This window comes from Pseudocolwellia sp. G5-9 (assembly GCF_055808995.1).
Map to the genome: position 1 here is coordinate 1,645,668 of NZ_CM147893.1, position 25,148 is coordinate 1,670,815.

General features: G+C 36.2%; 20 protein-coding genes and 6 tRNA genes. 3 read left to right on the top strand and 23 right to left on the bottom strand.

From position 1 onward, the window contains the following. Positions 1–17: 17 nt before the first annotated feature. From AC0L5Q_RS07150 to grpE, 4 genes are all read right to left on the bottom strand, one after another. Positions 18–833, bottom strand: a complete 816-nt coding sequence (locus AC0L5Q_RS07150; RefSeq protein WP_473616472.1) for an alpha/beta fold hydrolase — start codon at positions 831–833, stop codon at positions 18–20. Positions 834–954: 121 nt separating this feature from the next. Then, positions 955–2,088, bottom strand: a complete 1,134-nt coding sequence (gene dnaJ / locus AC0L5Q_RS07155; protein WP_473616476.1) for a molecular chaperone DnaJ — start codon at positions 2,086–2,088, stop codon at positions 955–957. A gap of 311 nt (positions 2,089–2,399) precedes the next feature. Beyond that, positions 2,400–4,316: a molecular chaperone DnaK gene (gene dnaK / locus AC0L5Q_RS07160; RefSeq protein WP_473616479.1), complete on the bottom strand. Its 1,917-nt coding sequence runs from the start codon at positions 4,314–4,316 to the stop codon at positions 2,400–2,402. Between the two features lie 244 nt (positions 4,317–4,560). Continuing rightward, the gene (gene grpE, locus AC0L5Q_RS07165) at positions 4,561–5,181 is read right to left on the bottom strand and encodes a nucleotide exchange factor GrpE (protein ID WP_077340561.1); all 621 of its coding nucleotides are present in this window, start codon (positions 5,179–5,181) and stop codon (positions 4,561–4,563) included. A gap of 205 nt (positions 5,182–5,386) precedes the next feature. Between grpE and nadK the strand changes: the two genes are divergently transcribed. The 3 genes from nadK to AC0L5Q_RS07180 all read left to right on the top strand — a co-directional run bounded on the left by nadK (position 5,387) and on the right by AC0L5Q_RS07180 (position 7,039). Beyond that, complete coding sequence (gene nadK, locus AC0L5Q_RS07170; RefSeq protein ID WP_473616485.1) at positions 5,387–6,268, top strand: NAD(+) kinase; 882 nt, start codon at positions 5,387–5,389, stop codon at positions 6,266–6,268. Positions 6,269–6,601: 333 nt separating this feature from the next. After that, positions 6,602–6,678: transfer RNA gene (locus AC0L5Q_RS07175), tRNA-Met, on the top strand. Positions 6,679–6,962: 284 nt separating this feature from the next. Continuing rightward, positions 6,963–7,039: transfer RNA gene (locus AC0L5Q_RS07180), tRNA-Met, on the top strand. Positions 7,040–7,664: 625 nt separating this feature from the next. Here the strand turns inward: AC0L5Q_RS07180 and AC0L5Q_RS07185 are convergent. The 19 genes from AC0L5Q_RS07185 to ruvC form a co-directional block, all read right to left on the bottom strand. Then, positions 7,665–8,378 (bottom strand): SIR2 family NAD-dependent protein deacylase, encoded by a 714-nt coding sequence (locus AC0L5Q_RS07185; protein ID WP_473616488.1) that lies wholly within the window; start codon positions 8,376–8,378, stop codon positions 7,665–7,667. 85 nt (positions 8,379–8,463) lie between these two features. Beyond that, entirely contained in the window at positions 8,464–11,577 is a 3,114-nt protein-coding gene (locus tag AC0L5Q_RS07190) for an efflux RND transporter permease subunit (RefSeq protein WP_473616492.1), read from the bottom strand. Beyond that, positions 11,574–12,851 carry an efflux RND transporter periplasmic adaptor subunit gene (locus AC0L5Q_RS07195; RefSeq protein WP_473616495.1) on the bottom strand — a complete coding sequence of 426 codons (1,278 nt, stop codon included), beginning with the start codon at positions 12,849–12,851 and terminating at the stop codon, positions 11,574–11,576. Before AC0L5Q_RS07195 ends, AC0L5Q_RS07190 begins: the two co-directional genes overlap by 4 nt. Before the next feature lie 2 nt (positions 12,852–12,853). Continuing rightward, on the bottom strand, positions 12,854–14,257 hold the full coding sequence (locus AC0L5Q_RS07200) for a TolC family protein (RefSeq protein WP_473616498.1): 1,404 nt from the start codon (positions 14,255–14,257) through the stop codon (positions 12,854–12,856). 987 nt (positions 14,258–15,244) lie between these two features. Next, positions 15,245–15,332: transfer RNA gene (locus AC0L5Q_RS07205), tRNA-Ser, on the bottom strand. Between the two features lie 116 nt (positions 15,333–15,448). Beyond that, positions 15,449–16,498 carry a quinolinate synthase NadA gene (gene nadA, locus AC0L5Q_RS07210; protein ID WP_473616502.1) on the bottom strand — a complete coding sequence of 350 codons (1,050 nt, stop codon included), beginning with the start codon at positions 16,496–16,498 and terminating at the stop codon, positions 15,449–15,451. Between the two features lie 208 nt (positions 16,499–16,706). Further along, positions 16,707–16,782, bottom strand: a tRNA-Lys gene (locus tag AC0L5Q_RS07215). A 54-nt stretch (positions 16,783–16,836) separates the two neighbouring features. After that, positions 16,837–16,912: transfer RNA gene (locus AC0L5Q_RS07220), tRNA-Lys, on the bottom strand. Between the two features lie 44 nt (positions 16,913–16,956). Further along, a tRNA-Lys gene (locus tag AC0L5Q_RS07225) sits at positions 16,957–17,032 on the bottom strand. Positions 17,033–17,176: 144 nt separating this feature from the next. Then, on the bottom strand, positions 17,177–17,962 hold the full coding sequence (gene ybgF / locus AC0L5Q_RS07230) for a tol-pal system protein YbgF (protein ID WP_473616506.1): 786 nt from the start codon (positions 17,960–17,962) through the stop codon (positions 17,177–17,179). 12 nt (positions 17,963–17,974) lie between these two features. Then, complete coding sequence (gene pal, locus AC0L5Q_RS07235) at positions 17,975–18,517, bottom strand: peptidoglycan-associated lipoprotein Pal (RefSeq protein WP_473616510.1); 543 nt, start codon at positions 18,515–18,517, stop codon at positions 17,975–17,977. A 38-nt stretch (positions 18,518–18,555) separates the two neighbouring features. Next, complete coding sequence (tolB, locus tag AC0L5Q_RS07240; RefSeq protein WP_473616514.1) at positions 18,556–19,902, bottom strand: Tol-Pal system beta propeller repeat protein TolB; 1,347 nt, start codon at positions 19,900–19,902, stop codon at positions 18,556–18,558. Between the two features lie 34 nt (positions 19,903–19,936). After that, entirely contained in the window at positions 19,937–20,833 is an 897-nt protein-coding gene (tolA, locus tag AC0L5Q_RS07245) for a cell envelope integrity protein TolA (RefSeq protein WP_473616518.1), read from the bottom strand. 1 nt (position 20,834) lies between these two features. Then, a complete protein-coding gene (gene tolR, locus AC0L5Q_RS07250) occupies positions 20,835–21,263 on the bottom strand; it encodes a protein TolR (protein ID WP_077340601.1) in 429 nt (142 codons plus the stop codon). A gap of 21 nt (positions 21,264–21,284) precedes the next feature. Then, on the bottom strand, positions 21,285–21,959 hold the full coding sequence (gene tolQ, locus AC0L5Q_RS07255; protein WP_473616524.1) for a protein TolQ: 675 nt from the start codon (positions 21,957–21,959) through the stop codon (positions 21,285–21,287). Further along, positions 21,949–22,356, bottom strand: a complete 408-nt coding sequence (gene ybgC / locus AC0L5Q_RS07260; protein ID WP_473616528.1) for a tol-pal system-associated acyl-CoA thioesterase — start codon at positions 22,354–22,356, stop codon at positions 21,949–21,951. Before ybgC ends, tolQ begins: the two co-directional genes overlap by 11 nt. Before the next feature lie 457 nt (positions 22,357–22,813). Continuing rightward, entirely contained in the window at positions 22,814–23,821 is a 1,008-nt protein-coding gene (gene ruvB / locus AC0L5Q_RS07265; RefSeq protein WP_473616532.1) for a Holliday junction branch migration DNA helicase RuvB, read from the bottom strand. Positions 23,822–23,882: 61 nt separating this feature from the next. Beyond that, the gene (gene ruvA / locus AC0L5Q_RS07270) at positions 23,883–24,500 is read right to left on the bottom strand and encodes a Holliday junction branch migration protein RuvA (RefSeq protein ID WP_077340609.1); all 618 of its coding nucleotides are present in this window, start codon (positions 24,498–24,500) and stop codon (positions 23,883–23,885) included. An 88-nt stretch (positions 24,501–24,588) separates the two neighbouring features. Next, positions 24,589–25,131 carry a crossover junction endodeoxyribonuclease RuvC gene (gene ruvC / locus AC0L5Q_RS07275; RefSeq protein ID WP_473616540.1) on the bottom strand — a complete coding sequence of 181 codons (543 nt, stop codon included), beginning with the start codon at positions 25,129–25,131 and terminating at the stop codon, positions 24,589–24,591. Between the last annotated feature and the right edge of the window lie 17 nt (positions 25,132–25,148).

Consider the following 25,148-nt stretch of genomic DNA (forward strand, 5'->3'; position numbering starts at 1 on the left):
GCTTAAATCGGCTAGTTTTAAATATTGTTTAAAACAAAATCAGTAACTGAGGTTAATACCTGTTCTGTTTTTTCTTTATGAGGAGCATGACCACAATCTTTTAGCATAACGAGAACATTCTTATTTCTATTTGCCCCCCCGCTATTAGCAACTTTATTAATAATAAATTCAGGGAAGGCTTTAGATCCATATTCATCTTTATCACCATGTAGAGCTAATACAGGACATTGTATTTTGCCAATACAATTTTCTAAACTCCACGTTGAAAACTCAGCTGAAAGCCAAATATTAATCCACGAAGACAACAACCATTTTGCTCTAGCGCCATGGTATTTTTCTAAGCGTTGCATTTGCTCAGCGTTTTGGAACATAGCCTGCGCTTCTTTTATTCCCTTTCGAGTTAACGGTTCAACAAAAGCTTGGGAAGAAATAGTAATTACACCTTGGCAATCAGCATCATTAGCCGCAATATTAATAGCAATAACACCACCAACACTATGGCCTAATAATAAGTAATCACGAATATTTAATTGTTTTTTAAGATGTGGAAAATGTTGAAGAGATTCTTCTTTTATAAAATTTTTTGTTGCCAGTGTTGTACACTCGCTTGATTGACCAAAACCTAATCTATCATAAGCAATTACCCGTTTAGATAATGCTGTAGCAAGTGTTTTGGGGAATGAACGCCAAAGTTCAACACAACCTAAAGAGTCATGCATTAACACTAAAGGAACGTTATCTACGAGGTTATTTGGGATCCATTCTTTTACAAAAATATTCCCTTCAATCCCTGAAAACACATATTCTTTTGTTTTAATATTATGTTCAGTCAAGCTGACTCCTCAAAAAAAGTTAAACAGATATAAAAAATCCCATTTATTTTATTCAAATAAATGGGATTTTATTTAGCAAATCAAGTTAAGTTAAGTTAAGTTTCAATAAATTTTGTAAAGCTTAGCCTTTTAAATCATCAAAAAAGCTTTTTACGCTGTCAAAAAAACCTGACTCTTTAGGACTATGTTTGCTATTGGTTCCCATTTTAGTCTCAAGCTGTCTTAATAAATCAGCTTGATCACCAGAAAGGCTAACCGGTGTTTCTAATACCACTTTACACATTAAATCGCCCGTTACATGACTACGTACTGATTTAACACCTTTGCCACGTAAACGGAACATTTTACCTGTTTGTGTTTCTTTAGGTATTTTAAGTTTAACTTTACCAGCAAGTGTCGGTACTTCAATCTCACCACCTAATGCAGCGGTAGTAAAACTGATTGGCATTTCGCAATATAAGTCATTCTCATCACGCTCAAAAATCTTATGCGCTTTTACATTCGCTTGAACATATAAGTCACCTGCTGGTGCTCCATTCTCGCCTGCTTCACCTTCACCAGTTAAGCGAATACGATCACCAGTATCAACACCTGGTGGAATTTTCACTGATAGTGTTTTGTTCTTTTGCACGCGCCCTTGACCATGACATGAGTTACAAGGATCAGAAATAACCTTACCTTGACCATTACACGTAGGACATGTTTGTTGAACAGCAAATAACCCTTGGCGCATTTGCACTTGGCCATGACCATGACAAGTAGAACACGTTTTTGCACTGCTACCTTTTTTAGCGCCACTACCATCACACGGCTCACACGCCACGTATGTTGGCACTTTAATTTCTAACGTTTTACCTTTAACCGCTTCTTCAAGCGTAAGCTCTAAATTGTAACGTAAGTCAGAACCACGTTGTTGACGTTGACGTCCGCCACCGCGACCACCACCAAAGATATCACCAAAAATATCACCGAAGTCTTGAGCACCACCGAAGCCGCCGCCAAATCCACCGCCGCCACCGTGACCACCTTGTTCAAACGCTGCATGACCATATTGATCGTAAGCTGCACGTTTTTGATCGTCTGTTAATATTTCATAAGCTTCTTTAACTTCTTTAAACTCTTCTTCTTTGCCTTTGTCACCTTGGTTTCTATCAGGGTGCAATTTCATAGCTAAGCGTTTATAAGCTTTTTTAATATCTCTTTCTGGTGCACTTTTAGATACACCAAGTACTTCATAGTAATCGCGTTTTGACATAGTGAATTCTTTTACTTACTTTGTAGTTAATACCAATTTTCTTAACAACTTTTATCTGTAAAGATAAAACGGGTCGTTGTACCCTTTCGATTAAATTCGGCTAAGAAAATTAGAATTAATATTAAACGGTTAACATAACAAAGCGCCGATATATCGACGCTTTGTAATTTAGTAAAGTTCAACAATATTGTTGATGATTCAGATTAAGCTGTTTCTTTTAAGTTCAAGGAGAAGGCACGGAGCTTAGTTCACTAAGTGAGTACCTTCGACAAAGAAATTAGAATGAAACAGCAACAGCTGAATCTATCAACTTATTTGTCTTCCTTTACCTCTTCAAATTCAGCGTCTACAACATCATCGCCAGCTTGACCAGCATCTGATGCTTCTGGAGCTTCGCCACTTTGTGCTTGTGCTTTAGCTTGGGCAATTTCCATTAACTTAGCTGAAGCTTCAATAGCCGCTTGTTGCTTCGCGTCAATCTCTTCTTTGCTATCGCCTTTAATAGCTGTTTCAAGCTCAGATAATGCAGTTTCGATTTTCTCTTTATCTTCAGCAGGTAAATCATCACCAGCTTCAGTAATTTGAGTACGAGTTGCGTGAATCATACCATCAGCTTGGTTACGAGCCGTTACTAGTTCTTCAAACTTTTTATCTTCATCAGCGTTAGCTTCTGCGTCACGTACCATTTGATCAACTTCTTCATCAGATAAACCAGATGAGGCTTTAATAGTGATCTTCTGCTCTTTACCTGTATTTTTGTCTTTCGCCGTTACATGTAAAATACCATCAGCATCAATATCAAAAGTTACTTCAATTTGAGGTGTACCACGTGGAGCAGCATCAATACCTTCAAGGTTAAATTGACCTAAAGATTTGTTTGCAGACGCTTGCTTACGCTCACCTTGTACAACATGTACAGTTACTGCTGACTGGTTATCTTCAGCTGTAGAGAATGTTTGTGACTGTTTGGTTGGGATAGTTGTGTTTTTGTCGATAACTTTAGTCATCACACCACCCATAGTTTCAATACCTAGTGATAATGGTGTTACGTCTAATAATAAAACGTCAGTTACATCACCAGCTAAAACACCCGCTTGAATCGCAGCGCCCGCAGCTACCGCTTCATCAGGGTTAACATCTTTACGAGGTTCTTTACCAAAAAAGTCTGTTACTGTTTTTTGTACTAGTGGCATACGTGTTTGACCACCCACTAATATAACATCGTTTACGTCACTAATAGATAAGTCTGCATCTTTAAGTGCTTGTTTAAGCGGTTCTAAAGTCGCTTTAACCATGTCTTCAACTAATGATTCTAATTTTGCACGACTGATCTTAATGTTCATGTGCTTAGGACCAGAAGCATCAGCAGTAATGTAAGGTAAATTTACATCTGTTGATTGTGCTGATGAAAGTTCACATTTAGCTTTTTCTGCGCCTTCTTTAAGACGTTGCATTGCTAATGGATCTTTTGTTAAATCCATACCTGAATCTTTCTTAAATTCAGCTACTAAGTAATCAATTAAACGGTTATCAAAATCTTCACCACCTAAGTGAGTGTCACCGTTAGTCGCAAGTACTTCAAATGTGTGCTCGCCTTCAACTTCATCAATTTCAATAATTGAGATATCGAATGTACCACCACCTAAATCGTAAACAGCAACAACTTTATCGCCTTCCTGTTTATCCATACCGTAAGCTAATGCAGCAGCAGTAGGTTCGTTGATAATACGCTTAACATCTAAACCAGCGATACGACCAGCATCTTTAGTTGCTTGACGTTGTGAATCGTTAAAGTATGCAGGAACCGTAATTACGGCTTCAGTTACTTCTTCACCTAAGTAATCTTCTGCAGTTTTTTTCATTTTCTTTAAAACTTCAGCAGAAACTTGCGGTGGAGCTACGTTTTTATCACGAGCTGTAACCCATGCATCGCCGTTATCAGCTTTTACAATACCAAATGGCATAATGCCGATATCGCGCTGAACTTCTTTATCTTCAAAGCGACGACCAATTAAACGCTTAATTGCGAATAATGTGTTTTTTGGGTTAGTTACTGCTTGACGTTTAGCAGGTTGACCAACTAATGTTTCGCCTTCTTCTGTGTAAGCGATAATTGAAGGAGTTGTACGATCCCCTTCTGCATTTTCAATAACACGCGCTTTACCGCCATCTAGTACAGCAACACAAGAGTTTGTTGTCCCTAGGTCAATACCAATTATTTTGCCCATCTTTAGGATCTCCGAATACTATTATAAAAAATATGGTTTAATCTTTCGATGAACAATTAGTGGGGGCAGTAAAAAGTGTTTTCAATAGAAAAATTAAAAAAAAGTGTTTTTTTTGAAAGAAAATATGAAAACCACGGTGTAATGCTAAAAATAGCGCAAATTAAAGAAAGAAAATCGATAAGATCAAAAAAGCCAAACAATTTGTTTGGCTTTAATAATACAAAAATTTGAAGTTACAAGTTAATTAAGCGCTAGTATCAACACTTGCTGCTTTTGAAACCATTACCATTGCAGGACGAACTAAACGACCATTTAATTCGTAACCTTTTTGCATAACAGCAATAACCGTATTAGGTGCTACACCTTCTACTTCTTGCATTGACATAGCTTGATGTAACTCAGGATTAAATGGCTGGTCTTGAGGATCAACAACTTTAATACCAAATTTATCTAATCCAGCTAATAAACCTTGTAACGTTAGCTCAACACCTTCACCGATAACTTTTTGTTTTTCGTCTTCAGCATCAATGCTAGCAATAGCACGTTCTAAATTATCAACGGTTGGTAATAATTCAGCCGCAAATTTTTCTAAAGCAAATTTACGTGCTTTTTCTACGTCTTGTGCTGCACGTCTACGTACATTATCAACTTCAGCCTTTGCACGTATTACAGAATCTTTTTGATCAGAAACTGTCGCTTGCGCTACAGATAAAGCTAATTCAAGCTCATTAATTTTTTCTTGCTCTTCACTAATGTTCTCAGCAGCGGCTTCAAACTGTTCTTCAACTTGTTCTTCAGCTTGTTGAACGATTTCATCAGCTAAAATTTCTTCAGCGCTTCTATTATCTGTTGACTCATTTGTCATGAAAAACTCCAAGGTAAAACGTACTTTTTAATAAAGTTTATAAACGTAATTAAAATATAATTAACGCTAATTATGGGGATTTGTTTCCACGATTCAAGCTCAAATGTGAATCATTTATAAAAAAGTCGACTTTACAATGAGATAAATACCAGCGAAACTTTGTATACTACTTAGCATCACTACTCAAAATCATAATAACAACACTATGTCTCAATTATATAAAACAGTAGGATTAATAGGCAAACCTCATCATGAGGGTGCAAAAGCCACCATTGAGGCATTGCACGAATATTTACGTTTACACCATTACCACGTGGTAGTTGAGTATTCTTTAGCGCAATCAGTTGATATTAAAAACATGTCTGTTCATCCATTAACTGAAATAGGTGAATTAGCAGATCTTGCTATTGTAGTTGGCGGCGACGGTTATATGTTAGGTGCTGCAAGAGTGCTAGCTTGTTATGATATTGGTGTAATTGGTGTAAACCGAGGCAACTTAGGTTTTTTAACTGATTTATCTCCTGATAATGTAATAGAGCCACTTGAAGCAATTTTAAAAGGTGAATCTCGATCTGAACAACGTTTTATTATTGAAGCAGAAGTTTACCGACACGGGAAACTGAAAAGCTCTAATAGCGCTGTAAATGAAGCGGTTTTACATGCGGGCAAAGTTGCCAACATGATTGAGTTTGAAGTGTATATAGACAATAGTTTTATGTTTAGCCAACGCTCAGACGGTTTAATTATTTCTACGCCTACAGGTTCAACAGCTTATTCTATGTCTGCAGGTGGGCCAATATTAACACCTAATTTGAATGCTCTGTCGTTAGTGCCTATGTTTCCACACACATTAACAAGTCGACCTATTGTAGTAGATGGTAATAGTGAAATTAAGTTAGTACTCGCTAATGAAAACTACGAAAATCTGCAAGTAAGTTGCGATGGCCACGTAATTTTGTCTGTAATGCCAGGTGATGAAGTTATTATTAAAAAAAGCGCAAATGCGATCAGATTAATTCACCCACTTGATCACGACTATTTTACGGTATTACGTAATAAATTAAGCTGGGGTAATAAACTTTATTAAAATCTGTTTAATCTAAATTCGGGTTATTTATTCTTTACGTTACATAGCTGAATAATTTTTCAGCTATGTAACACTCATAAATTCTCATTTCCTTAGTCATAAATTCCTTCCTACTTTAATATAGTATTCAAATAACGAACGATTTGATTAAAGAATCAACTAAGTCGAAAAATTATCATAAAAATGACATAAACTAGTTGCAATATTCTTTAACAATCCTTAGTATACGCCTCGTTCTCAGGGGACAGGTTTCAAACCTCCTTTTGTTAACTTTCTTTAGTAATAGAAATAAATAATTACTGGCTTGTTTAAGTTTTACTTAAACCATTCGGACGCGGGATGGAGCAGCCTGGTAGCTCGTCGGGCTCATAACCCGAAGGTCGTCAGTTCAAATCTGGCTCCCGCAACCAATTCTTTATATTAATTAGAATCAAAATAAATTAATGATGGGATATACGACCTAGGTCGTCAGTTCACTCTTTTCAAAATAAGTGGCTCCCGCAACCAATTCTTTATATTAATTAGAATCAAAATAAATTAATGATGGGATGTACGACCTTGGTCGTCAGTTCACTCTTTTCAAAATAAGTGGCTCCCGCAACCAACTTTTTACTCAAGTATAAAAGAGTTGTTCTTCTAAAGAGAATTAAAACCTTTAGGGCTTTCTTCTTATTTCTTAAGAAGTTCATTCGGACGCGGGATGGAGCAGCCTGGTAGCTCGTCGGGCTCATAACCCGAAGGTCGTCAGTTCAAATCTGGCTCCCGCAACCAATTTCTAATATTCTATATAAATACTCGAAAATACTGTTAACTATTAGTCACGACTTATCGTCAGTTCACTCTTTTCAAAAATAAGTGGCTCCCGCAACCAATTTCCATATATCCATATATATCCATATATATCCATATATATCCATATATATCCATATATATCCATATATATCCATATATATCCATATATATCCATATATATTCAAAAAAATACCGTTAACTTTTGGTCACGACTTATCGTCAGTTCACTCTTTTCAAAAATAAGTGACTCCCGCAACCAATTTCCATATATCCATATATATTCAAAAAAATACCGTTAACTTTTGGTCACGACTTATCGTCAGTTCACTCTTTTCAAAAATAAGTGGCTCCCGCAACCAATTTCCATATATCCATATATATTCAAAAAAATACTGTTAACTATTGGTCACGACCTATCGTCAGTTCACTCTGTTCAAAAATAAGTGGCTCCCGCAACCTATTTCTAATTTCTATATAAATACTCAAAAATACTGTTAACTATTAGTCACGACTTATCGTCAGTTCACTCTTTTCAAAAATAAGTGGCTCCCGCAACTAATTTCTATATAAATACTCAAAAAATCAAGTTAAACAATACGCTAAATTATGAAAAGCTTTCTTTAAGTGCTTTAACTAACTCTGGAACACCAATAGCAGCTGTATTTTTAATGACAGTAAGGTTTGCGACTGATTCAAGCTCTATATTTGTAGCGGGATCAGCATCGATATAATAGACAGGAACATTAGGTCGTATAAACGAAACCAAACCTGCTGCAGGATAAACTTGTAAAGAGGTTCCGATAATAATGAGAATATCTGCTGACATAACTTCTGCTATTGCATTGTCTAGTTTATCAACCGCTTCACCAAACCAAACAATATGGGGTCTTAGTTGACTACCTAACGGGCATCTATCGTTTAAAGTTATATCGCCTAAACAATCAAAAGTGAGGTTGGGGTTAGCTGAACTTTCACTTTTCAGTAATTCACCGTGTAAATGAATGACGTTTTTACAGCCTGCTCTTTCATGTAAATTATCTACATTTTGCGTAACAATAGACACATCGGCATGTTCGGCTAACTCAGCTAGCGCGATATGCCCTAAGTTAGGAGATACATTTAATAAGTGGCGTCTTCTTTCGTTATAAAAATCAAGAACCAATTGGGGGTCTTTACGCCAACCATCTAGAGAAGCAACCGTTAAAAAATCATGTCCTTCCCATAAACCATCAGCATCTCTAAAGGTATTAATACCGCTTTCTTCGCTCATTCCAGCGCCAGAAAAAACAACAACTTTTTTACTCATAGGTCTAATCATTCATATTCCGTTATTTCAAATATAATAAACGTGAATTAGCTCAGATAGCAATTGAAGTATTTTATTCTCTTATACTTTTATTTAGTTATTCTTTTATCGCTGGAATATCTTCATTGAGCATACGGCTACGCCACTTTTGCCAGTTTTCAGTTAACTCAACACTTGCCCAATAAAGACACGGTACAAAGACTAAGGTAATAATAGTTGCCGCAATAACACCATAAGCAAGTGACACTACCATGGGGATCAAAAATTTAGCTTGAACACTTTGAGCTGACAGCATAGGCATTAAACCAATAAAAGTAGTTAAAGATGTTAATATAATAGGTCTGAAGCGAGTTTTACACGCCAAGAAAACTGCATCTTTGGCGTTTTTACCTTCTTTAACAAATCGATTAATCGCATCGACCAACACTAAGTTATCGTTTATAACAACACCTGATGCAGCCAAAATACCTAACATTGAAAACATCCCATAACTTACATCATGAATAAGGTGTCCTAATAAAGCTCCCAAAAAACTAAAAGGTATAGCTGACATAATAAGTAACGGTTGGCTATACGAGCGGAATGCAACAGCCATTAACATATAGGCAACCATAATAGCTAAGCCTTCTAACACGATTACCGTTTGCTGAAATTCATCTTCAGCTTGCATTCTTTCGCCACGACCAAAACCTACCTGTGGATGTCGTTTTTGCCACTGAGGTACAAAGTTTTCTCTGATATCTTTTATCATGGCAGCTCTTTCATCACCTGAATATTCGCCGTAAACATAACCCGATTTATAACCGTCTATACGAATAATACGTTGAATACCTGCATGAATTTCTAAATCGACAACCGCCATAAGAGGAATAGTTCTGCCATCCCGACTTCTTATTTTTAAGTTATTTAACGTTTCAATCGACTCTCGCTCTACTTGCGAGTACATCACTTTAACTTTTACATCGCCACCTACTTTGGGGAGTCGTTGAACCTCTTGACCAAAATAAGCTTGCTTAATTTGTTTACTAACCTCTTTAATACTTAAACCTAAAGCTTCTGCGCCTGGCTTTAAGTGAAAAACCATTTCCTGACTGCCTTTATCCATATTATCGCGAAGTAAATAAACGCCTGAATAGGTAGCTAAATGTAATTTAAAATCTTCTACTGCATCTTTTAATGCTTCAATATTTTGAGAATTAAAACTAAACCCAATTCTAGGCTCTTGTGTATTTAAGGTCGATTTTAGCTCTATTTCTTCCGCATCAGGTATATCTCCAATAAACTCTTGTAGCTTGGCTGAGGCCTCTTCAATATTCATCGCCCTTTGCTCAAAGCTTACTAATTTAATTTCACTAACTATTCGTGTAGAAGATAATTGAGTATAAGCATGTTCAACAAGTTGAGGGTTTTCCATTGTTTCAACATAAGACAAAAGCGATTGTTGCCCTAATTGAATTTGATTAAGTACTTGCAACATACGATCGTGAGTCGCCGTAGGTGGCAAATTTACAATAAGTCGTATTTTGTCATCAGCTATTTGTGGCATAAAAGATTTATGAATGTAGTTATTATTTAATAAACTTAACCCAATAAATAGGCTGCCAATAAATAAAGCTAAAACACTGTGTTTGTGTTTATAACTCCATGTAAGAGTAGGTATATATAGATGTTTATTTAACCACTCCAAACTTCCTGCAAACTTAGCTTGTATTCGCGCTAATTTTGATTGCTTCGCATTAGGATCTTGGTGCTTTAAGTGTCGAAGATGCGAAGGTAAAATACATAAAGCTTCAAAAAGTGAAAACAATAAAGATAAAATAACTACGGTTGCGATAGCGCGAGTAAACTCCGCGGTATTACCCGGTAAAAAAACCATAGGAGCAAATACCACTACCGTAGTTAATACACCAAACAATACAGGTTTTGCAACTTGAGCAACGCCTTCAATTACCGCCTCTTCTCCATCTAATCCTGCTTCATGACTTAAATGAACACTTTCGCCAATAACAATCGCATCATCAACCACAATACCTATAACCATTAAAAAAGCGAAAAGGGAGATCATATTTAACGACACATCAAACGTAGGTAACAAAGCGAAACTAGCAGCAAATGCAGTACCAATACCAGCACTTACCCATAAAGCAATTTTAGGTTGTAAAAAAAGTAAAAGTAAAACAAATACCAGCGCGAGGCCACTTAAAGCATTGGTAAAAATAGTCGATAAACGTCCTTGATAAGCTTCGTTCCAATCAGACCAAATAGTCAGTTGTACGCCTTCAGGTAATTGCGCATTTTTTTTATTAACAAAGTTATGAACATTTTCAGACATGCTAGGAATGTCCATATAATCGCTGTTCAGTACATCAATTAAAATGGCAGGTTCACCATCAAATGTGGAAATAAAACGGGTATCAGCCAAACCGTCTTTTACCTGCGCAACATCACGCAGGTATAAAGTAGCGCCGTCTTTATTTTGCCTAATAACAATATCTTCAAACTCTTGTTGTTCATCTGCTCGGTTTCTTACCGACAGCATTAATACACCGGCTTCGTCCCGAACGGTACCGGTAGAAATATTAATAGATGAATTACGAATAGCTGTGGAGACTTCATCAATAGCAATATCATAGGTCGACATCGCTTCTTCAGTTACTTCGATAGCAACCTCATATCTACCCTGCCCCTTTAAAACCACACTAGAAATAAGCGGTAAAGCTGAAACTTGCTGACGAATTTGATGGGATAAAGCAGCTAAGGTTTCTCGCTCCATTTGCCCATGCAGCGCAATGCGGATCATTTCTTTACGATTAGTTCTTTCTGTTACAACAGGGCGCTCAGAGTCACTAGGCAAACCATTAACTGAGTTTATTTTTTCTCTTATTTCTTCTGCAAATTTACGCTTATCAACACGTTCCTTACCTGTAACAGTTACTGAAGCTCTACCTTCTGAAGCTCTAGATACAACGCGTTTTATGCCTTCAACATTTTTAATCGCGTCTTCAAAGCGCACAATGATTTGGTCTTCAATATCTCTAGGACCTGCCCCCGGCCAACGCATGTTAATATCCATAATAGCCATTTTCTCAGTTGGAAAAGGCTCTTTTTCAATACTGTAAAAATAGCTAACTAAACCTGCAACAATAAGGCAGACCATAGCAAGGTTAGCGGCAATAGGATTTCTTACCCACCAAGTGACGACTGACCTCATGCCCCTAGTCCTTCATTGGTGTTTTGCTTTTTTCTGTTTTTTGGGTTCTTTTTAACGACGTTGCCAGTCTTTATTTCTTTAGTATTTGTATCATCCGTTATATTTGCGTGTTGAAGCTCTGTTGTATGTATGTTTTTTAATGGTTTGACAGCCATCCCTGGCGTAGGGGCAACTAAGGCTGAAATAATAATATCGGTATTGTTAGCAATGCCTTTAACCACAACCGATTGGTTATCTCTATGAATAAGCTCGATCGTTTTAACTTGTAAATGACTTTCTTCGTCAACATACCAAATTCTATTACTCGATCTGACAGCAGTACGAGGCAAGGTACTAGCGTTTTTAACAACACGACCTTTTATTTTTCCGTTTACAAATAAACCGGGTAAAATATTACTGTGGTTTTGATCTTGATGAATTTCAGCAATAACATTTAAGGTACGAGTACGCGGATCAAATTGACCCGAAGTACGAACAATACGACCTTGCCACGACAATATTTTATTCCCCATTTCTGCACTAAAAGTAACATCAACACCTTTATTGTAATCTTCCTGATAAAAGTCGATAGGCAATTCTAAAATAGAAAGCTGCTTGCCATTTAAAGCTAAATTAACTTCCATTATTTCAGCATTATAAATAGAGGTTAGTGTCGTATTTTTATTAATTTGCTGGCCAACATTTACATTTTCACTTCTTACTACGCCGGAAAATGGCGCTAAAATTTCTGTACGTTCTAAATCTAACTTGGCTTTGTCTAACTGTGCTTTAGCTGATTTAAGCTCAGCTTCAGCATGCTCTAATTGTGGTAACCAACGAGCTAAGTCATTTGCATTATCACGCCCTAAATTGACCAACTCTTGCTTAGCTACATTAGCTTGCGCTTTTACTTTTTCTAACTGTTGTTTAGCTTGTGCTACTTTAGCTTCACTTTGAATAACATTTAGCAAGTAATCGCTATCATCTACTTTTAATAGCAATTGGCCTTTATTCACTCGACCTCCTTCTACTAAATTAGCTGCAACAAAAAGTAATCGCCCTTCTACTTGGCTACGTAAATCAACTTGTTGTTTCGGTTTAACTTCTCCTTGGCTGTAAGCAAAAAGCTGTATATCTTGCAGATGTGATTTTTCAACAAACACTTTAAGTTTTTTGGGTTTGTAGTTATTTTTTTCAGCAACGGGCTTAAATACATCTAATGCATATAATGTCGTTAAAATAAGGCTTACGATAACGATAAAGGGTATTGAGTCGACAAGTTTAACTTTTAACATAATTATATAGACTTAGTTAATGATTGAGGTACGCCTAAGGCGAGAATGAGTTGAATTCTATTTTTCAGTCGAGCTGTTGATAATACCATCAGGTCTACTTCTACTGCTGTACGTGTTCGTTGTGCTGATAATAATTCAAAGCTATTTGTTACCCCCACGTTGTACTGATCTTCTGTTTGCCTTTCTGCTTCTTTCGCTTCATGAAAAGCTTTTTCTAATAATTCTTGGCGACGGCTTAATAAACTTTCGTTTTGAATAGCCGCTTCAACTTGTTGCCAAGCATCTAACAACGTGGCTTTGTATTGTTCAAATTGTATTTGTTGCTGTAAATAAGCTTTTTCAGCTTGCTTACTTAATGTGCCTTGATAAAAAACAGGTTGCACTAATGAAGCCGTTAAAGAACCTAACCAGTAATTAATATCGAATAATTCACTAACATCTGCACGTCGAGCATCGTAGTTAAAATTAAGCGTTAATTTAGGTAACATTTTTTTCTTGGCGACGTCCCAACTATATCCCGCAGCAATCAGTGTTGCTTCTGCTGCTCTTACATCAGGTCGGTTAAGTAAAATATCTTTAGGGGCTAGTAGATTAATGCCTTGCTGCAATTCTGGTAGAGTAAGCTGTAGTTCTAATTTTTGTTCTGAGTAATTACCAAGTAATAAATTGAGTCGACGCTTAGCTTGCTCACGTTTATAATTTATTCTTTTTTGACTTTCTAACAAACGGTACAAATTGGTTTTAGCGTTACGTATATCAATACCTGTAGATAAACCATTATCTAACCGCGTTATCGACATATTTAAACGACGTTTTTGGTTTTCTATATGATTTCTATTTAATTTAAGCAGATTGTTTTGCTCAATAACTTCTAAGTAAGTTATTAATACTTGAGATTGTAACGACTGCCTTGCCGCAACAAGAGCAAACTGCTGTGCTTTAGCGGTCCATGTTTTTTGTTTTTCAGTGCTGGCTAACTTTTGCCATAAGTCGAGCTCCCAATTAACACCAACACCTAACGTTGCTAATTGATTAGTCGATTTATTTAAATCAGCATCTGACGATAAACTTTGATTAACACGTTTTGAGCTTTGTAAATTAATTTCAGGCCATAGTGACCCTGAGGCTATTTCATAATCGGTAATAGCTTGCTTTACTCGTAACGCGGTAATGCTTAATTGAGGGTTGTTTTTTTCAGCTAGTAGTAATAATTCTTGTGCTTGTGTTGGGAGTTGCATACCCCATTGTAAATCTTCACCTTCAGGTAAGAATTGTTGTGACTGGTTTAACCAATTGGTAGAAGCTAAATCAGCCAGATGTGAAACTGACTGTTGTTGTTCTTGGCTAACGTTAGTACTACAGCTTGTTAACAGAATGAGAAGGAAAATACTGAAAGTTCTGAACATGTACGTACTTAAGTAAAACGATTCCCCTAAACTCCATTTATTTTTCAACATACACAATTTATCATACCTAAATTCCACCTGTTTAATTAGATTTAACATAAAACAATGAGTCACACCTTATTTTACCTATAAAAAACAAATTTCAAAAGAGAAATGAGTTTTTATTAAGATAATACCATTCACTTTGCAAAAATCTGTTAATTATTTTGCTGAAAAATAAACGTGATTGGAGGATAAAAAGATTTTGATAGAGATAACACCAAACCCATTAATGAATTAACCGATTTTATACGAAGAATAAATGGCCAACATCGTTCCAGCCTGAACCTAAGCACCTACGTCCTTTAGCCGAGGCATTTATTTTAATAAGGGGTGTTCAAATGATTAAATAAATAACGATGTAATTAACCTCAGCTCGGGATAAGCAAAGTTACTCAACATTGATATTTTTATGCCTAACTTCGTTGAATTTATTACTAATAGCCAGCTATTAGATAGAAAAATTCGCCTTGTTATACACAAAAATATCAATGTTGAGAGACTAATATAACTTAGGAAAACAACGATACAGATTAAGGTTTTGATAAATAATAATTTTAATTCATTATCTAACATTCATTAACCCGAGTTGAGGTTAATTAACTCGAGTTGAAGTTATTGCGATGAGTATGATAGGTAGGTTTCAAAAAAACTCTTCTGCTGAGCATTCAGCAATTGTCCTGTTTCAATACAGAGACGATGTTAAACTTGATAGATTTTAATGCGTTACAAGGTAGCGAACAAACAGAAAATTCAATTTTGATAATGAGAGTAGTTTAGCAGGAGGTACACTAATTATAAGCAGCTATTGGTTATTTACTTCTTAGACAATATAACCTGATGAAGATAAATTTAACGAATTAAAGCAACGCTAAACAACTAATGAAAGTAAAATGTAAAGACGATTTACAGCTATTAACATTCGATCTTTAAATAATTATACGAGAATGGCGGTGAGGGAGGGATTTGAACCCTCGAAGGCTTGCGCCTTACACACTTTCCAGGCGTGCTCCTTCGGCCACTCGGACACCTCACCATTTGAAACTTTGTTTTATTCTTTATTGCTCTGGAAAAAGCAGCGCTATGGTAGGGAAATTAACAACATAACGCAACTACTAAGTGTTTTTATTCACTTATTTATCAATAATATTTTTAGTTTTGGCTCGCGGCTAATTCTGCATTAAAATTTAACATTCTGTTTAACGACTTTAATGCCCCCTCACGTAAAGACATATCGACAAAAATTTCTTTACCTGAACTATCTTCTAGTGCTTCTTGTATTGCTTTAAGACCATTCATTGCCATCCAAGGACAATGAGCACAACTTCTACAAGTAGCACCTTCTCCTGCAGTTGGCGCTTCAAAAAATTCTTTATCAGGACACAACTGCTGCATTTTATAAAAAATACCGCGGTCAGTTGCCACAATAAATTTATTGTTAGGTAAGTTTTGAGCGGCTTTTATTAATTGGCTTGTAGAACCTACAGCATCGGCTAAATCAATAATGTCAGCAGGTGATTCAGGATGAACTAATATAGCAGCATCAGGATGAAGCGATTTCATGTCACTTAATGCTTTCTTTTTAAATTCGTCATGAACAATACAAGCACCTTGCCACATTAACATGTCGGCACCTGTTTGCTTTTGTATATAAGCCCCCAAATGGCGATCTGGGCCCCATAAAATCTTTTCGCCTAATGAGTCTAGGTGTTCAACTATTTCTAACGCACATGAGGATGTGACAATCCAATCAGCTCTTGCTTTAACTGCTGTAGAGGTATTCGCATAAACAACTACTGTTCTATCTGGGTTTGCATCACAAAATTCGTTAAATTCTTTTATAGGACAACCTAAATCTAAAGAACAAGTCGCTTCTAAATCAGGCATAACAACTGTTTTATTAGGTGTTAATACTTTAGCAGTTTCCCCCATAAACTTAACACCAGCAACAATTAAAGTAGTCGCTGGATGATTATTACCAAAGCGAGCCATCTCAAGTGAGTCTGCTACACAGCCACCAGTTTCTTCGGCTAATGCTTGAATTTCAGGGTCTGTATAGTAGTGAGCAATAAGTACGGCATTTTTTTCAATCAATAATTTTTTAATTCGATCTTTATACTCAACTTTTTCATTAGGTGATAAAGGTAAAGGTTTCGCAGGAAAGTGAAAATCAAACTCTACAGCTAAATTAGATTGTGACATGAATATTCTCGAATTGATGATTGAATTTAACACTGAAATTATACGGTAATATTATTGTAATGTGTATAACGCGTTTAATTATCTTATAGTATTAATTAAGATAAGAAGAAACACTGAAATAGTTAAACTAGATAATAATGAAAAAGATGAAATAGTAGATTGGATATTAAGGATTTTGTAGGATTAATAAATCAGACCAGAAAAGAAGTGGTCGGTCGTGAAGGATTTGAACCTTCGACAAATTGGTTAAAAGCCAACTGCTCTACCAACTGAGCTAACGACCGATTTAAAACTCCCAAATGAATATATTCACTACCTAATACTTTAGTAAAGAGAAGTGGTCGGTCGTGAAGGATTTGAACCTTCGACAAATTGGTTAAAAGCCAACTGCTCTACCAACTGAGCTAACGACCGATATATATTCTACAAATGCCAACCACATACCTTGGTAAAGTAAGTGGTCGGTCGTGAAGGATTTGAACCTTCGACAAATTGGTTAAAAGCCAACTGCTCTACCAACTGAGCTAACGACCGACATTTGTTCGCGTCACACTACTCGTCTAACGCGCCGCATATAATACTCATAATTTCTTTTAGTGCAACAACAAATTTAAGTTTTTTCAACATATGCGTTTGTTTGCATAAAAAGAAAGCAAAAAGGATAAGGAACCAACAACTTTATGGTAAGTTTGCCAATCTTGGTTTGGCTAACTTAGCCGCACTAGATGTTGGATACTTAGCAATAAGCTCTTTCAATAAACTTTTAGCGGTTGCCATATTGTTTAATTTTTCTTCAACAATCGACAATTTAAGCATTGAATCACTTCTTTTTGGAGAATCTTTAAATTGATTATAAACAATTTCAAATTCAGTTTTGGCTGCAGCTAAATCGTTTTTATTAAAAAGTAACTGTCCTAACCAATAATGAGCATTGGCTGCATAAGCAGAATTAGGGAATTTTAAATTAAACGCTTTAAATTCTGGAATAGCTTCTTCATAACGCCTTTCTTTCAGCACTAGATTAACAGCCCTGTCGTAGGCTTCATTTTCTGGTACGTCAGAACTATACACAACGTCATTAACATTAGATGCATTATAAGTAGGCGTAGCTACTGGGGCAGGCGTTGCTGTAAGGGCTTGTGACACTCTTCTATCAAGCTCTTGGTATAGTTCGCGTTGACGTTCTAATACCTGACTAAGCTGATGAGTATGTAACTCTGTAACACCACGCAATTCATTCAATTCATTTTGTAAATCATCTAATTGCCTTTGAACATTAACTTGAGCTCTATTACGAGCATCCATTCTTTGTTCTAAGTTTTCAATTCGTTCAGATATACTTTTAGATGAAGCGTTTGAACCGCTATGTTGACTGATATCGACAACTGGAGCTGGCTCCGCTGCCAGCACACAAGATGTGCTAACAGACAGAATCATTCCAAATAAAACTTTATTCAGTTTCATTTACATTCCTGATTAGTAAACTAATACTGCACGACGGTTTTTAGCAAAAGCACTTTCACTACGATCTTTAACCATCGGCTTCTCTTCACCGTAGCTAACTACAGAAATTTGAGAAGAAGAGACACCCATATTTTCTAAATAAGTAACAACAGCTTTAGCTCTACGCTCGCCTAATGCAATGTTATATTCTGGAGTACCACGCTCATCGGCATGACCTTCAATTAAAACGTTTACATTTGAGTTTTCAGTTAAAAATTTAGCATGAGCATCTAGTAAAGATGCAAACTGGCTGTTTAATGTAGACGTGTCAAAATCAAAGTATACGATATGTTCAGAACGTAACGCTTCAAGTTGCTGACGTTTTTGCTCTGCAATTTCAGCTTCACGTTGTGCAGCTGATACTTGAACATTGTCAGTTTGTGTATCAGTAGAAACTTGTGTATTTGTATCTACTTGGCTTTGTCCTTCAGTTTCGTCAGAAGTAGAACTACATGCAGCTAATGCTAACATGGGTAATGCAATAGCAAGAGCTTTAACAGTTTGATTCAAGCGCATTTTATTATTCCTTATGTTTCAATAAATTTACTTTTGTTTTATAAAAAAGGTGACCATGCGGGAGCTTTTACTTCCCCGTTTTTAACAGGCAATCTAGCTTTAAATCGCCCATCAACAGACACTAAGCTTAGTACCTGCCTATTATTATGTAAGGTACTATAAATAATCATCCCGCCGTTAGGAGCAACACTAGGAGATTCATCTAAACGAGTTGTCGTTAAAACTTGGAAAACATTAGAACTTAATTCTTGTTTTGCCAAATGATACTGACCCCTTGTTCTATTAACCATAATCAATTGACGGCCATCAGGCGTTAGAGAACCGCCAAGATTCATTTCGCCGTCAAATGTTAGACGTCTTTTTTTACCGTCGACTAAATTTACGCGATAAAGCTGAGCTTTTCCACCCCGTTCTGAACTAAATATCAATGAATTACCATCAGGCGACCAACTTGGCTCTGTATCGATAGCTCTATGACGAGTAATTCTTCGTAATTTTCGAGTGGCTATATCCATCACATAAATTTCAGGGTTACCATCTTTTGATAATACCATGGCAAGTTGTTTACCATTAGGTGACCATTTAGGTGCACTATTAATGCCTTTGTAAGATGTCAACATTTTGCGCTGACCGCTATATATGTCAATACTATAAATTTGTGCTTGGTGGTTTTCAAACGTTACATAAGCTAATTGGTTACCATCTGGACTCCAACTAGGCGACATTAAAGGTTCTTTTGAGCTTAATAATACATGCTCATTAAAACCATCATAATCAGCGATAACTAATTGATATGGATAATTACCACTATCTCTAACAATTACGTAAGCGATTTTAGTTAAAAACGCCCCTCGAGTTCCTGTTAATTTTTCATAAACAACATCACTAATAGTATGAGCATAACGTCTAAATTGGCTTGCCGTAATTTCAGCAGATTTATCAACATAAATATGATCAGTCGCTTTTACTAATTGGCCATTACTCATCATTTGAGTTTTACCACCCGTAATTTGACCTCGAATAACATCAACTAATTGATATTTTACGAGGTATCGACCAATTGAAACCTCACTTACTTCACCAACTAATACCGCTTCTACGCCTTTGTTAGCCCATGCAGAATAATCAATTTGGTGAACAGAGCTTGGTCTTTGGGGAAATGTAGCTGCTGAAATAGGATTAAACTTCCCACTGCGACGAAGATCATTACTGATCACACTAGATAAGCTTTCAGGCATAGCACCAGAACCATTCCATTTAAATGGAAGTACAGCGATAGGCCTAGCACTATCGACCCCTTCTGTTATTACAATTTCTAAAGCAGCAAATGCTTTAGGAGTAAGGCATAAAATAATTAACGCGATAAATGTATTAAGTTTCTTCATATGAATATTTTATAATCTACTTAGTGAATAATGGTTAAAATTCAGGAACTACCGTTAAACTGATCGTTCTCATCTCTTTAAAAACTTCTGGGTCTTTCGAAACAGGTAAAGTACCGGCTTTATATATAGCAGTTTTAGCTGCTGCACAAACCGTTGGATTACCTTGCCCTAATTGAACGTTAGTCACAAAACCTGATGGTGCAAGACTTATGGTCAATTTACAAGACTTTCCTTCCATTGTGCTTCTATCAGTAATTAAATTACGAATTATCGTTTGTTTAATTAAAGCGGTATAACGACCTATTTCAGTCATAACCTGCTGTCTTCTCGCTTTTTGTCGAGATGCCATTTCTGAAGCCATTTGCTCTGCCAGCAACTTATCTTGTCGTTCACGTTCTTTGGCTAGTTGTTCTTGACGTTTTTTCTCAGCGGCCTTTTTCTTTCTTAAATCTTCAGCTTTTTTAGCCTCAGCTTGCTCTTTAAGCCTTTTGGCTTTTGCATCAGCTGCCGCTTTTTCTGCTTTTTGCTTTTCAGCTACTTTTTTCTTACGCTCTTTTTCTGCTGCTGCGGCTTTAGCCTTAGATTTTTTAGCTTCAGAGTCAGCTTTTTTCTTTTCTAGTTCTTTCTTCTTGCGTTGTCTTTCTAAATCTTTAATGCGTTGTTCTTCTTTTGCTCGATTCTTTTTAGCTGAAGCAACTTTTTGTTCAAGTTCTTTTAACTTACGTGCGTCATCAGCCTTTTGTTGCTTAATTTTTTTAACTTGTTCTTCTACTTTACTTTTATCAACGGCAACAGCTTGAATAGGCTCCATAGGTGCAGGAGTAGGAATGGGTTTCGGCTCTGAAGTAAAATCACCTAAAAATAAGAAAATGGCTAATACTAAATGTAAAGCCACGCTCAAGAGCAATGCAATAGAAAACTTTTTATCCACGTTATTTTTTCTCCTCAGAGTCAGTCATAAGACCAACCGAAGGCACGCCCGCTTTCTTTTGTAATAACACCATAAGTTGAATAACAGCATCATAAGAGACGGCACCATCACCATTAACAACCACAGGTGTACCAGGTTCCACTTCTAAATGTGCAGCAACTAACGTGGCAACTTCTTCTGCAGACATAGGTTCATTTTTACTGGTTCCTACCGCTAAATAATACTTTCCATCAGCATCAACCGAGGCAACTAAAGGTACTTTACTATCTTTATCTAGTGGCTCTGAATCAGCTTTGGGTAAGTCAACTTTTACTCCCTGAGTAATTAAAGGAGCTGTAACCATAAAAATGATCAGTAGTACCAACATTACATCTATATATGGAACAACATTTATGTCAGCAACTTTACGACGTCTAGCTCTTTTATACATAAGGTAAACCTATTAACTCAATTATTCTGACGTTGCTTGACGTTGTAAAATACTCGAAAACTCGTCCATAAAGTTACCGTAACTATTCTCTAGTTTCTCAACTTGATGACTAAAACGGTTAAATGCCATTACAGCAGGAATAGCAGCAAACAACCCCATGGCTGTTGCAACAAGAGCCTCAGCAATACCCGGAGCAACTTGTGCTAACGTTGCGTTTTCTGCAGACCCCAAAGCAATAAATGAGTTCATTATGCCCCATACTGTTCCAAACAAACCGATATAAGGACTAATAGAACCAACAGTTGCCATAAAAGGTAAACTTTTTTCTAAACCGTCAACTTCTCTAGACATAGCAACACGCATTGCTCTGTATGTTCCGTCAACAATAGCATTAGAGGAAGTGATGTTACTTTTTCTTAATTTTGCAAATTCTTTAAAACCAGCAACAAATAAACTTTCTATGCCTGTTACCTTACTGCGAGCTGAAATTTCATTAAACAATTTACTTAGATCAGCTCCGCTCCAGAATTTATCTTCAAAGACTTTTAATTGAGTTTGTGCTTCTTTTAAAATTTTTATACGTTGAAAGATCATTGCCCAACATGCAACTGAGAATCCGAGTAAAATCAACATAACTGATTTTACTAATAAACTCGCTTGTAAAAATAAATCTAAAATAGAAATTTCAGCTGACACTTTTAAGGGCTCCTAATATGCTTTCGGGGATAGAACACGGTTTAGCTAATAGTAAATTAACACAAGCAATACGAATTTTAGCAGTACATATGACTTGTTGATTTTTCATTATTTTTTGTTGAAAAATCAAACTAGCTCGCTTAATTTCACTAATTTCAGAAACCACAACAAGTGCGTCATCAAGTTTTGCAGAGGCAAGATTATCCATTTCGACCTTTCTGACTACAAATCCTAAATTTTGTTCTAAAAAGAATGATTGATGTATATTTAATTTTCTTAGCCATTCTGTTCGTGCACGCTCAAAAAATTTCAAATAATTTGCGTAATACACTATACCACCTGCATCGGTGTCTTCGTAATAAACGCGTATTTCAAATTGATCTTGAGTCTCTAACATTAAAAACAGTCACTTGTGTATAACATTTACGGCTAGGTTAATAAATTTATGGTTATACTAATAGATAACCCCTTTAAACAACAAGCGTTTAAACGCTTTGAGTTAAATATTTTTTGTTATTTAATCAATAATTAGCTAATTATTTTGTATCAATTTATTAATATGATTGTTAAAAACAACAAATACATTAGTTTTTCTAATGCAAATTTATAATTTAAATAGTTTGAGACATGCTTTTAAAATAACTAAAATACCTTATCTTTCTGATTCACAGATGAAAGCATCTAATTATTCATATGTATTGTGGGTAATGCTATTGATGAAGAAAGTTCCTCTTTTGATATTTTATATATTTATTCCCTCGAACAACTTACTATAAGTTGGCCCACATAATTATGTGGGCTTTTTTTTGTCTGAAATAAATGAAAATTGAAAAATAATATATGAGGATTGTTGATTATCTGTCAGGTTTGTCTAACCCAAAATGTTGATAGGCTAAATCTGTTGCAATTCGCCCTCTAGGAGTTCTTTGCAGAAAGCCTTGTTGAATTAAAAAAGGCTCGAGTACATCTTCAATGGTTTCTCGCTCTTCGCCAATAGCTGCAGCCACATTATCTAAACCTACGGGTCCACCCATAAATTTATGAATAATAGCTTCTAGCAGTTTTCTGTCCATAATATCGAAACCTTGGTGATCCACTTCTAGCATATCAAGCGCTAAAGCTGCGGTCTCTTGGCTCACAATCCCATTAGTTTTTACATCGGCGTAATCTCGAACTCGCCTTAATAAACGGTTAGCGATACGCGGTGTACCACGAGAACGTCTTGCTACTTCAAAACTGCCTTCATGATCTATTGTTAAATTTAGGAAGTGAGCGGAGCGTTTTACAATTTCAGTAAGATCTTTGGTGTTGTAAAACTCCAATCTTTGTACAATACCAAAACGGTCTCTTAATGGGGATGTTAATGCTCCAGCACGTGTCGTTGCACCTATTAGAGTAAAGGCAGGTAAATCCAGCTTTATTGATCGTGCTGCGGGTCCTTCACCAATCATTATATCTAATTGGTAATCTTCCATTGCGGGATATAAAATCTCTTCAACTACAGGGCTTAAACGATGAATTTCATCAATAAACAACACGTCGTTTTCTTCAAGATTGGTAAGTAAAGCAGCTAAATCTCCGGCTTTTTCTAGTACAGGACCTGAAGTTGTTCTAATACTAACGCCCATTTCGTTAGCAACAATATTGGCTAATGTTGTTTTTCCAAGTCCAGGAGGTCCAAAAATAAGTAAATGATCGAGGGGTTCTTCGCGTTTAATTGCCGCTGAAATGAATATTTCCATTTGTACTTTAACGTGATCTTGACCAGTATAATCAACCAACATTTTAGGACGTATAGCGCGATCTATGGTTTCTTCTTCGTGCATAACTTGTGGTTCAATTAAGCGGTCAGCTTCAATCATTTCAATATTTCTCTGTAATTATTTGGAGTTTTTCTATTAATATAAAAACTATAGTGTCATTTTATAGCATGGCTTTTAGTGCATTGCGTATGATGTTTTCGCTTTTCATGCCTTTTTCAAATACCGACTTAACAGCCTTATCAGCTTGGGATTGATTATAGCCTAAAGAGATCAAAGCATTAATAGCATCGCCTCTCTCATCATTAACGAAAGTATTCTCAATTTTATTAGGTACTAAAATGTTATCAATTTCTGAAGAGCTATTATCAAGTTGCCAATCTTTTAATCGATCACGCATTTCTATCAATAATCGCTCTGCTGTTTTTTTACCGACACCGGGAATTTTAACTATGGTAGATAAGTCGTCATGAATTACGCAACTCACAAATTGATCAGCAGACATGCTAGATAAAATAGCTAAGCCTAATTTAGGACCAACACCGTTTACTTTCATCAAAAGTCTGAATAATTTACGCTCTGTTTTATTGGCAAAACCATACAGTAACTGAGCATCTTCTCTTACAACAAAGTGAATATAAACAATCGCTTCTTGATTTATTTCAGGTAAGGTGTAAATGCTCGTCATTGGCATAGTGACTTCATAACCCACGCCATTACACTCAATTAATACTTCAGGTGCTGTTTTCTCAAGTAAACAACCTCGTAAACGACCTATCAAAACATTCTCCAGATAATTTATTTTTCCATACGATAACACTAGTTATATATACAGTAAACTTTTAACTAGTGGATTATTACTGAAGTATTTATCTTAACCTTCCCCTAACCGTTTTAAGTCCTTGACCCGACATTTTTCCTAACAGTTCGTAACTATGAGCATGGCATAAGGCTACAGCTAAAGCATCGGCAGCATCGGCTTGCGGTGTACCGGGTAGTTTTAATAAGGTTTTAACCATATGCTGAACCTGACTTTTATCTGCGGCGCCGGTTCCTACAACTGATTGTTTAATTTGGCGGGCTGAATACTCTGCAATAGGAAGACCTCTATTAGTGGCAGCAACAATTGCAGCCCCCCTCGCTTGACCCAACTTAAGCGCACCACCGGGGTTTACGCCCATAAATACTTCTTCTATCGCAAATAATTCAGGTGAGAATTGCAATATTAATTCTGAAACGCCAGAAAAAATGGTTTGTAGTCTATCGCTAAACTGATTATCTCCGTCTTCTTTTGAAGTAGAAAATGCCTTGATACAACCGCTACCAAGATAGGTTAGCTTACGACCTTCAGTTTTAATAACACCGTAGCCAGTGATTCGAGAGCCTGGATCAATGCCAAGAATAATAGTCAAAAAATTAACCACCTTAT

What these genes read in the sequence shown, in the direction of transcription:
- dnaJ (WP_473616476.1), bottom strand. Translation starts at nt 2,088, where the DNA reads ATGTCAAAACGCGATTACTATGAAGTACTTGGTGTATCTAAAAGTGCA.
- dnaK (WP_473616479.1), bottom strand. Translation starts at nt 4,316, where the DNA reads ATGGGCAAAATAATTGGTATTGACCTAGGGACAACAAACTCTTGTGTT.
- grpE (WP_077340561.1), bottom strand. Translation starts at nt 5,181, where the DNA reads ATGACAAATGAGTCAACAGATAATAGAAGCGCTGAAGAAATTTTAGCT.
- nadK (WP_473616485.1), top strand. Translation starts at nt 5,387, where the DNA reads ATGTCTCAATTATATAAAACAGTAGGATTAATAGGCAAACCTCATCAT.
- AC0L5Q_RS07185 (WP_473616488.1), bottom strand. Translation starts at nt 8,378, where the DNA reads ATGATTAGACCTATGAGTAAAAAAGTTGTTGTTTTTTCTGGCGCTGGA.
- AC0L5Q_RS07190 (WP_473616492.1), bottom strand. Translation starts at nt 11,577, where the DNA reads ATGAGGTCAGTCGTCACTTGGTGGGTAAGAAATCCTATTGCCGCTAAC.
- AC0L5Q_RS07195 (WP_473616495.1), bottom strand. Translation starts at nt 12,851, where the DNA reads ATGTTAAAAGTTAAACTTGTCGACTCAATACCCTTTATCGTTATCGTA.
- AC0L5Q_RS07200 (WP_473616498.1), bottom strand. Translation starts at nt 14,257, where the DNA reads ATGTTCAGAACTTTCAGTATTTTCCTTCTCATTCTGTTAACAAGCTGT.
- nadA (WP_473616502.1), bottom strand. Translation starts at nt 16,498, where the DNA reads ATGTCACAATCTAATTTAGCTGTAGAGTTTGATTTTCACTTTCCTGCG.
- ybgF (WP_473616506.1), bottom strand. Translation starts at nt 17,962, where the DNA reads ATGAAACTGAATAAAGTTTTATTTGGAATGATTCTGTCTGTTAGCACA.
- pal (WP_473616510.1), bottom strand. Translation starts at nt 18,517, where the DNA reads ATGCGCTTGAATCAAACTGTTAAAGCTCTTGCTATTGCATTACCCATG.
- tolB (WP_473616514.1), bottom strand. Translation starts at nt 19,902, where the DNA reads ATGAAGAAACTTAATACATTTATCGCGTTAATTATTTTATGCCTTACT.
- tolR (WP_077340601.1), bottom strand. Translation starts at nt 21,263, where the DNA reads ATGTATAAAAGAGCTAGACGTCGTAAAGTTGCTGACATAAATGTTGTT.
- ybgC (WP_473616528.1), bottom strand. Translation starts at nt 22,356, where the DNA reads ATGTTAGAGACTCAAGATCAATTTGAAATACGCGTTTATTACGAAGAC.
- ruvB (WP_473616532.1), bottom strand. Translation starts at nt 23,821, where the DNA reads ATGATTGAAGCTGACCGCTTAATTGAACCACAAGTTATGCACGAAGAA.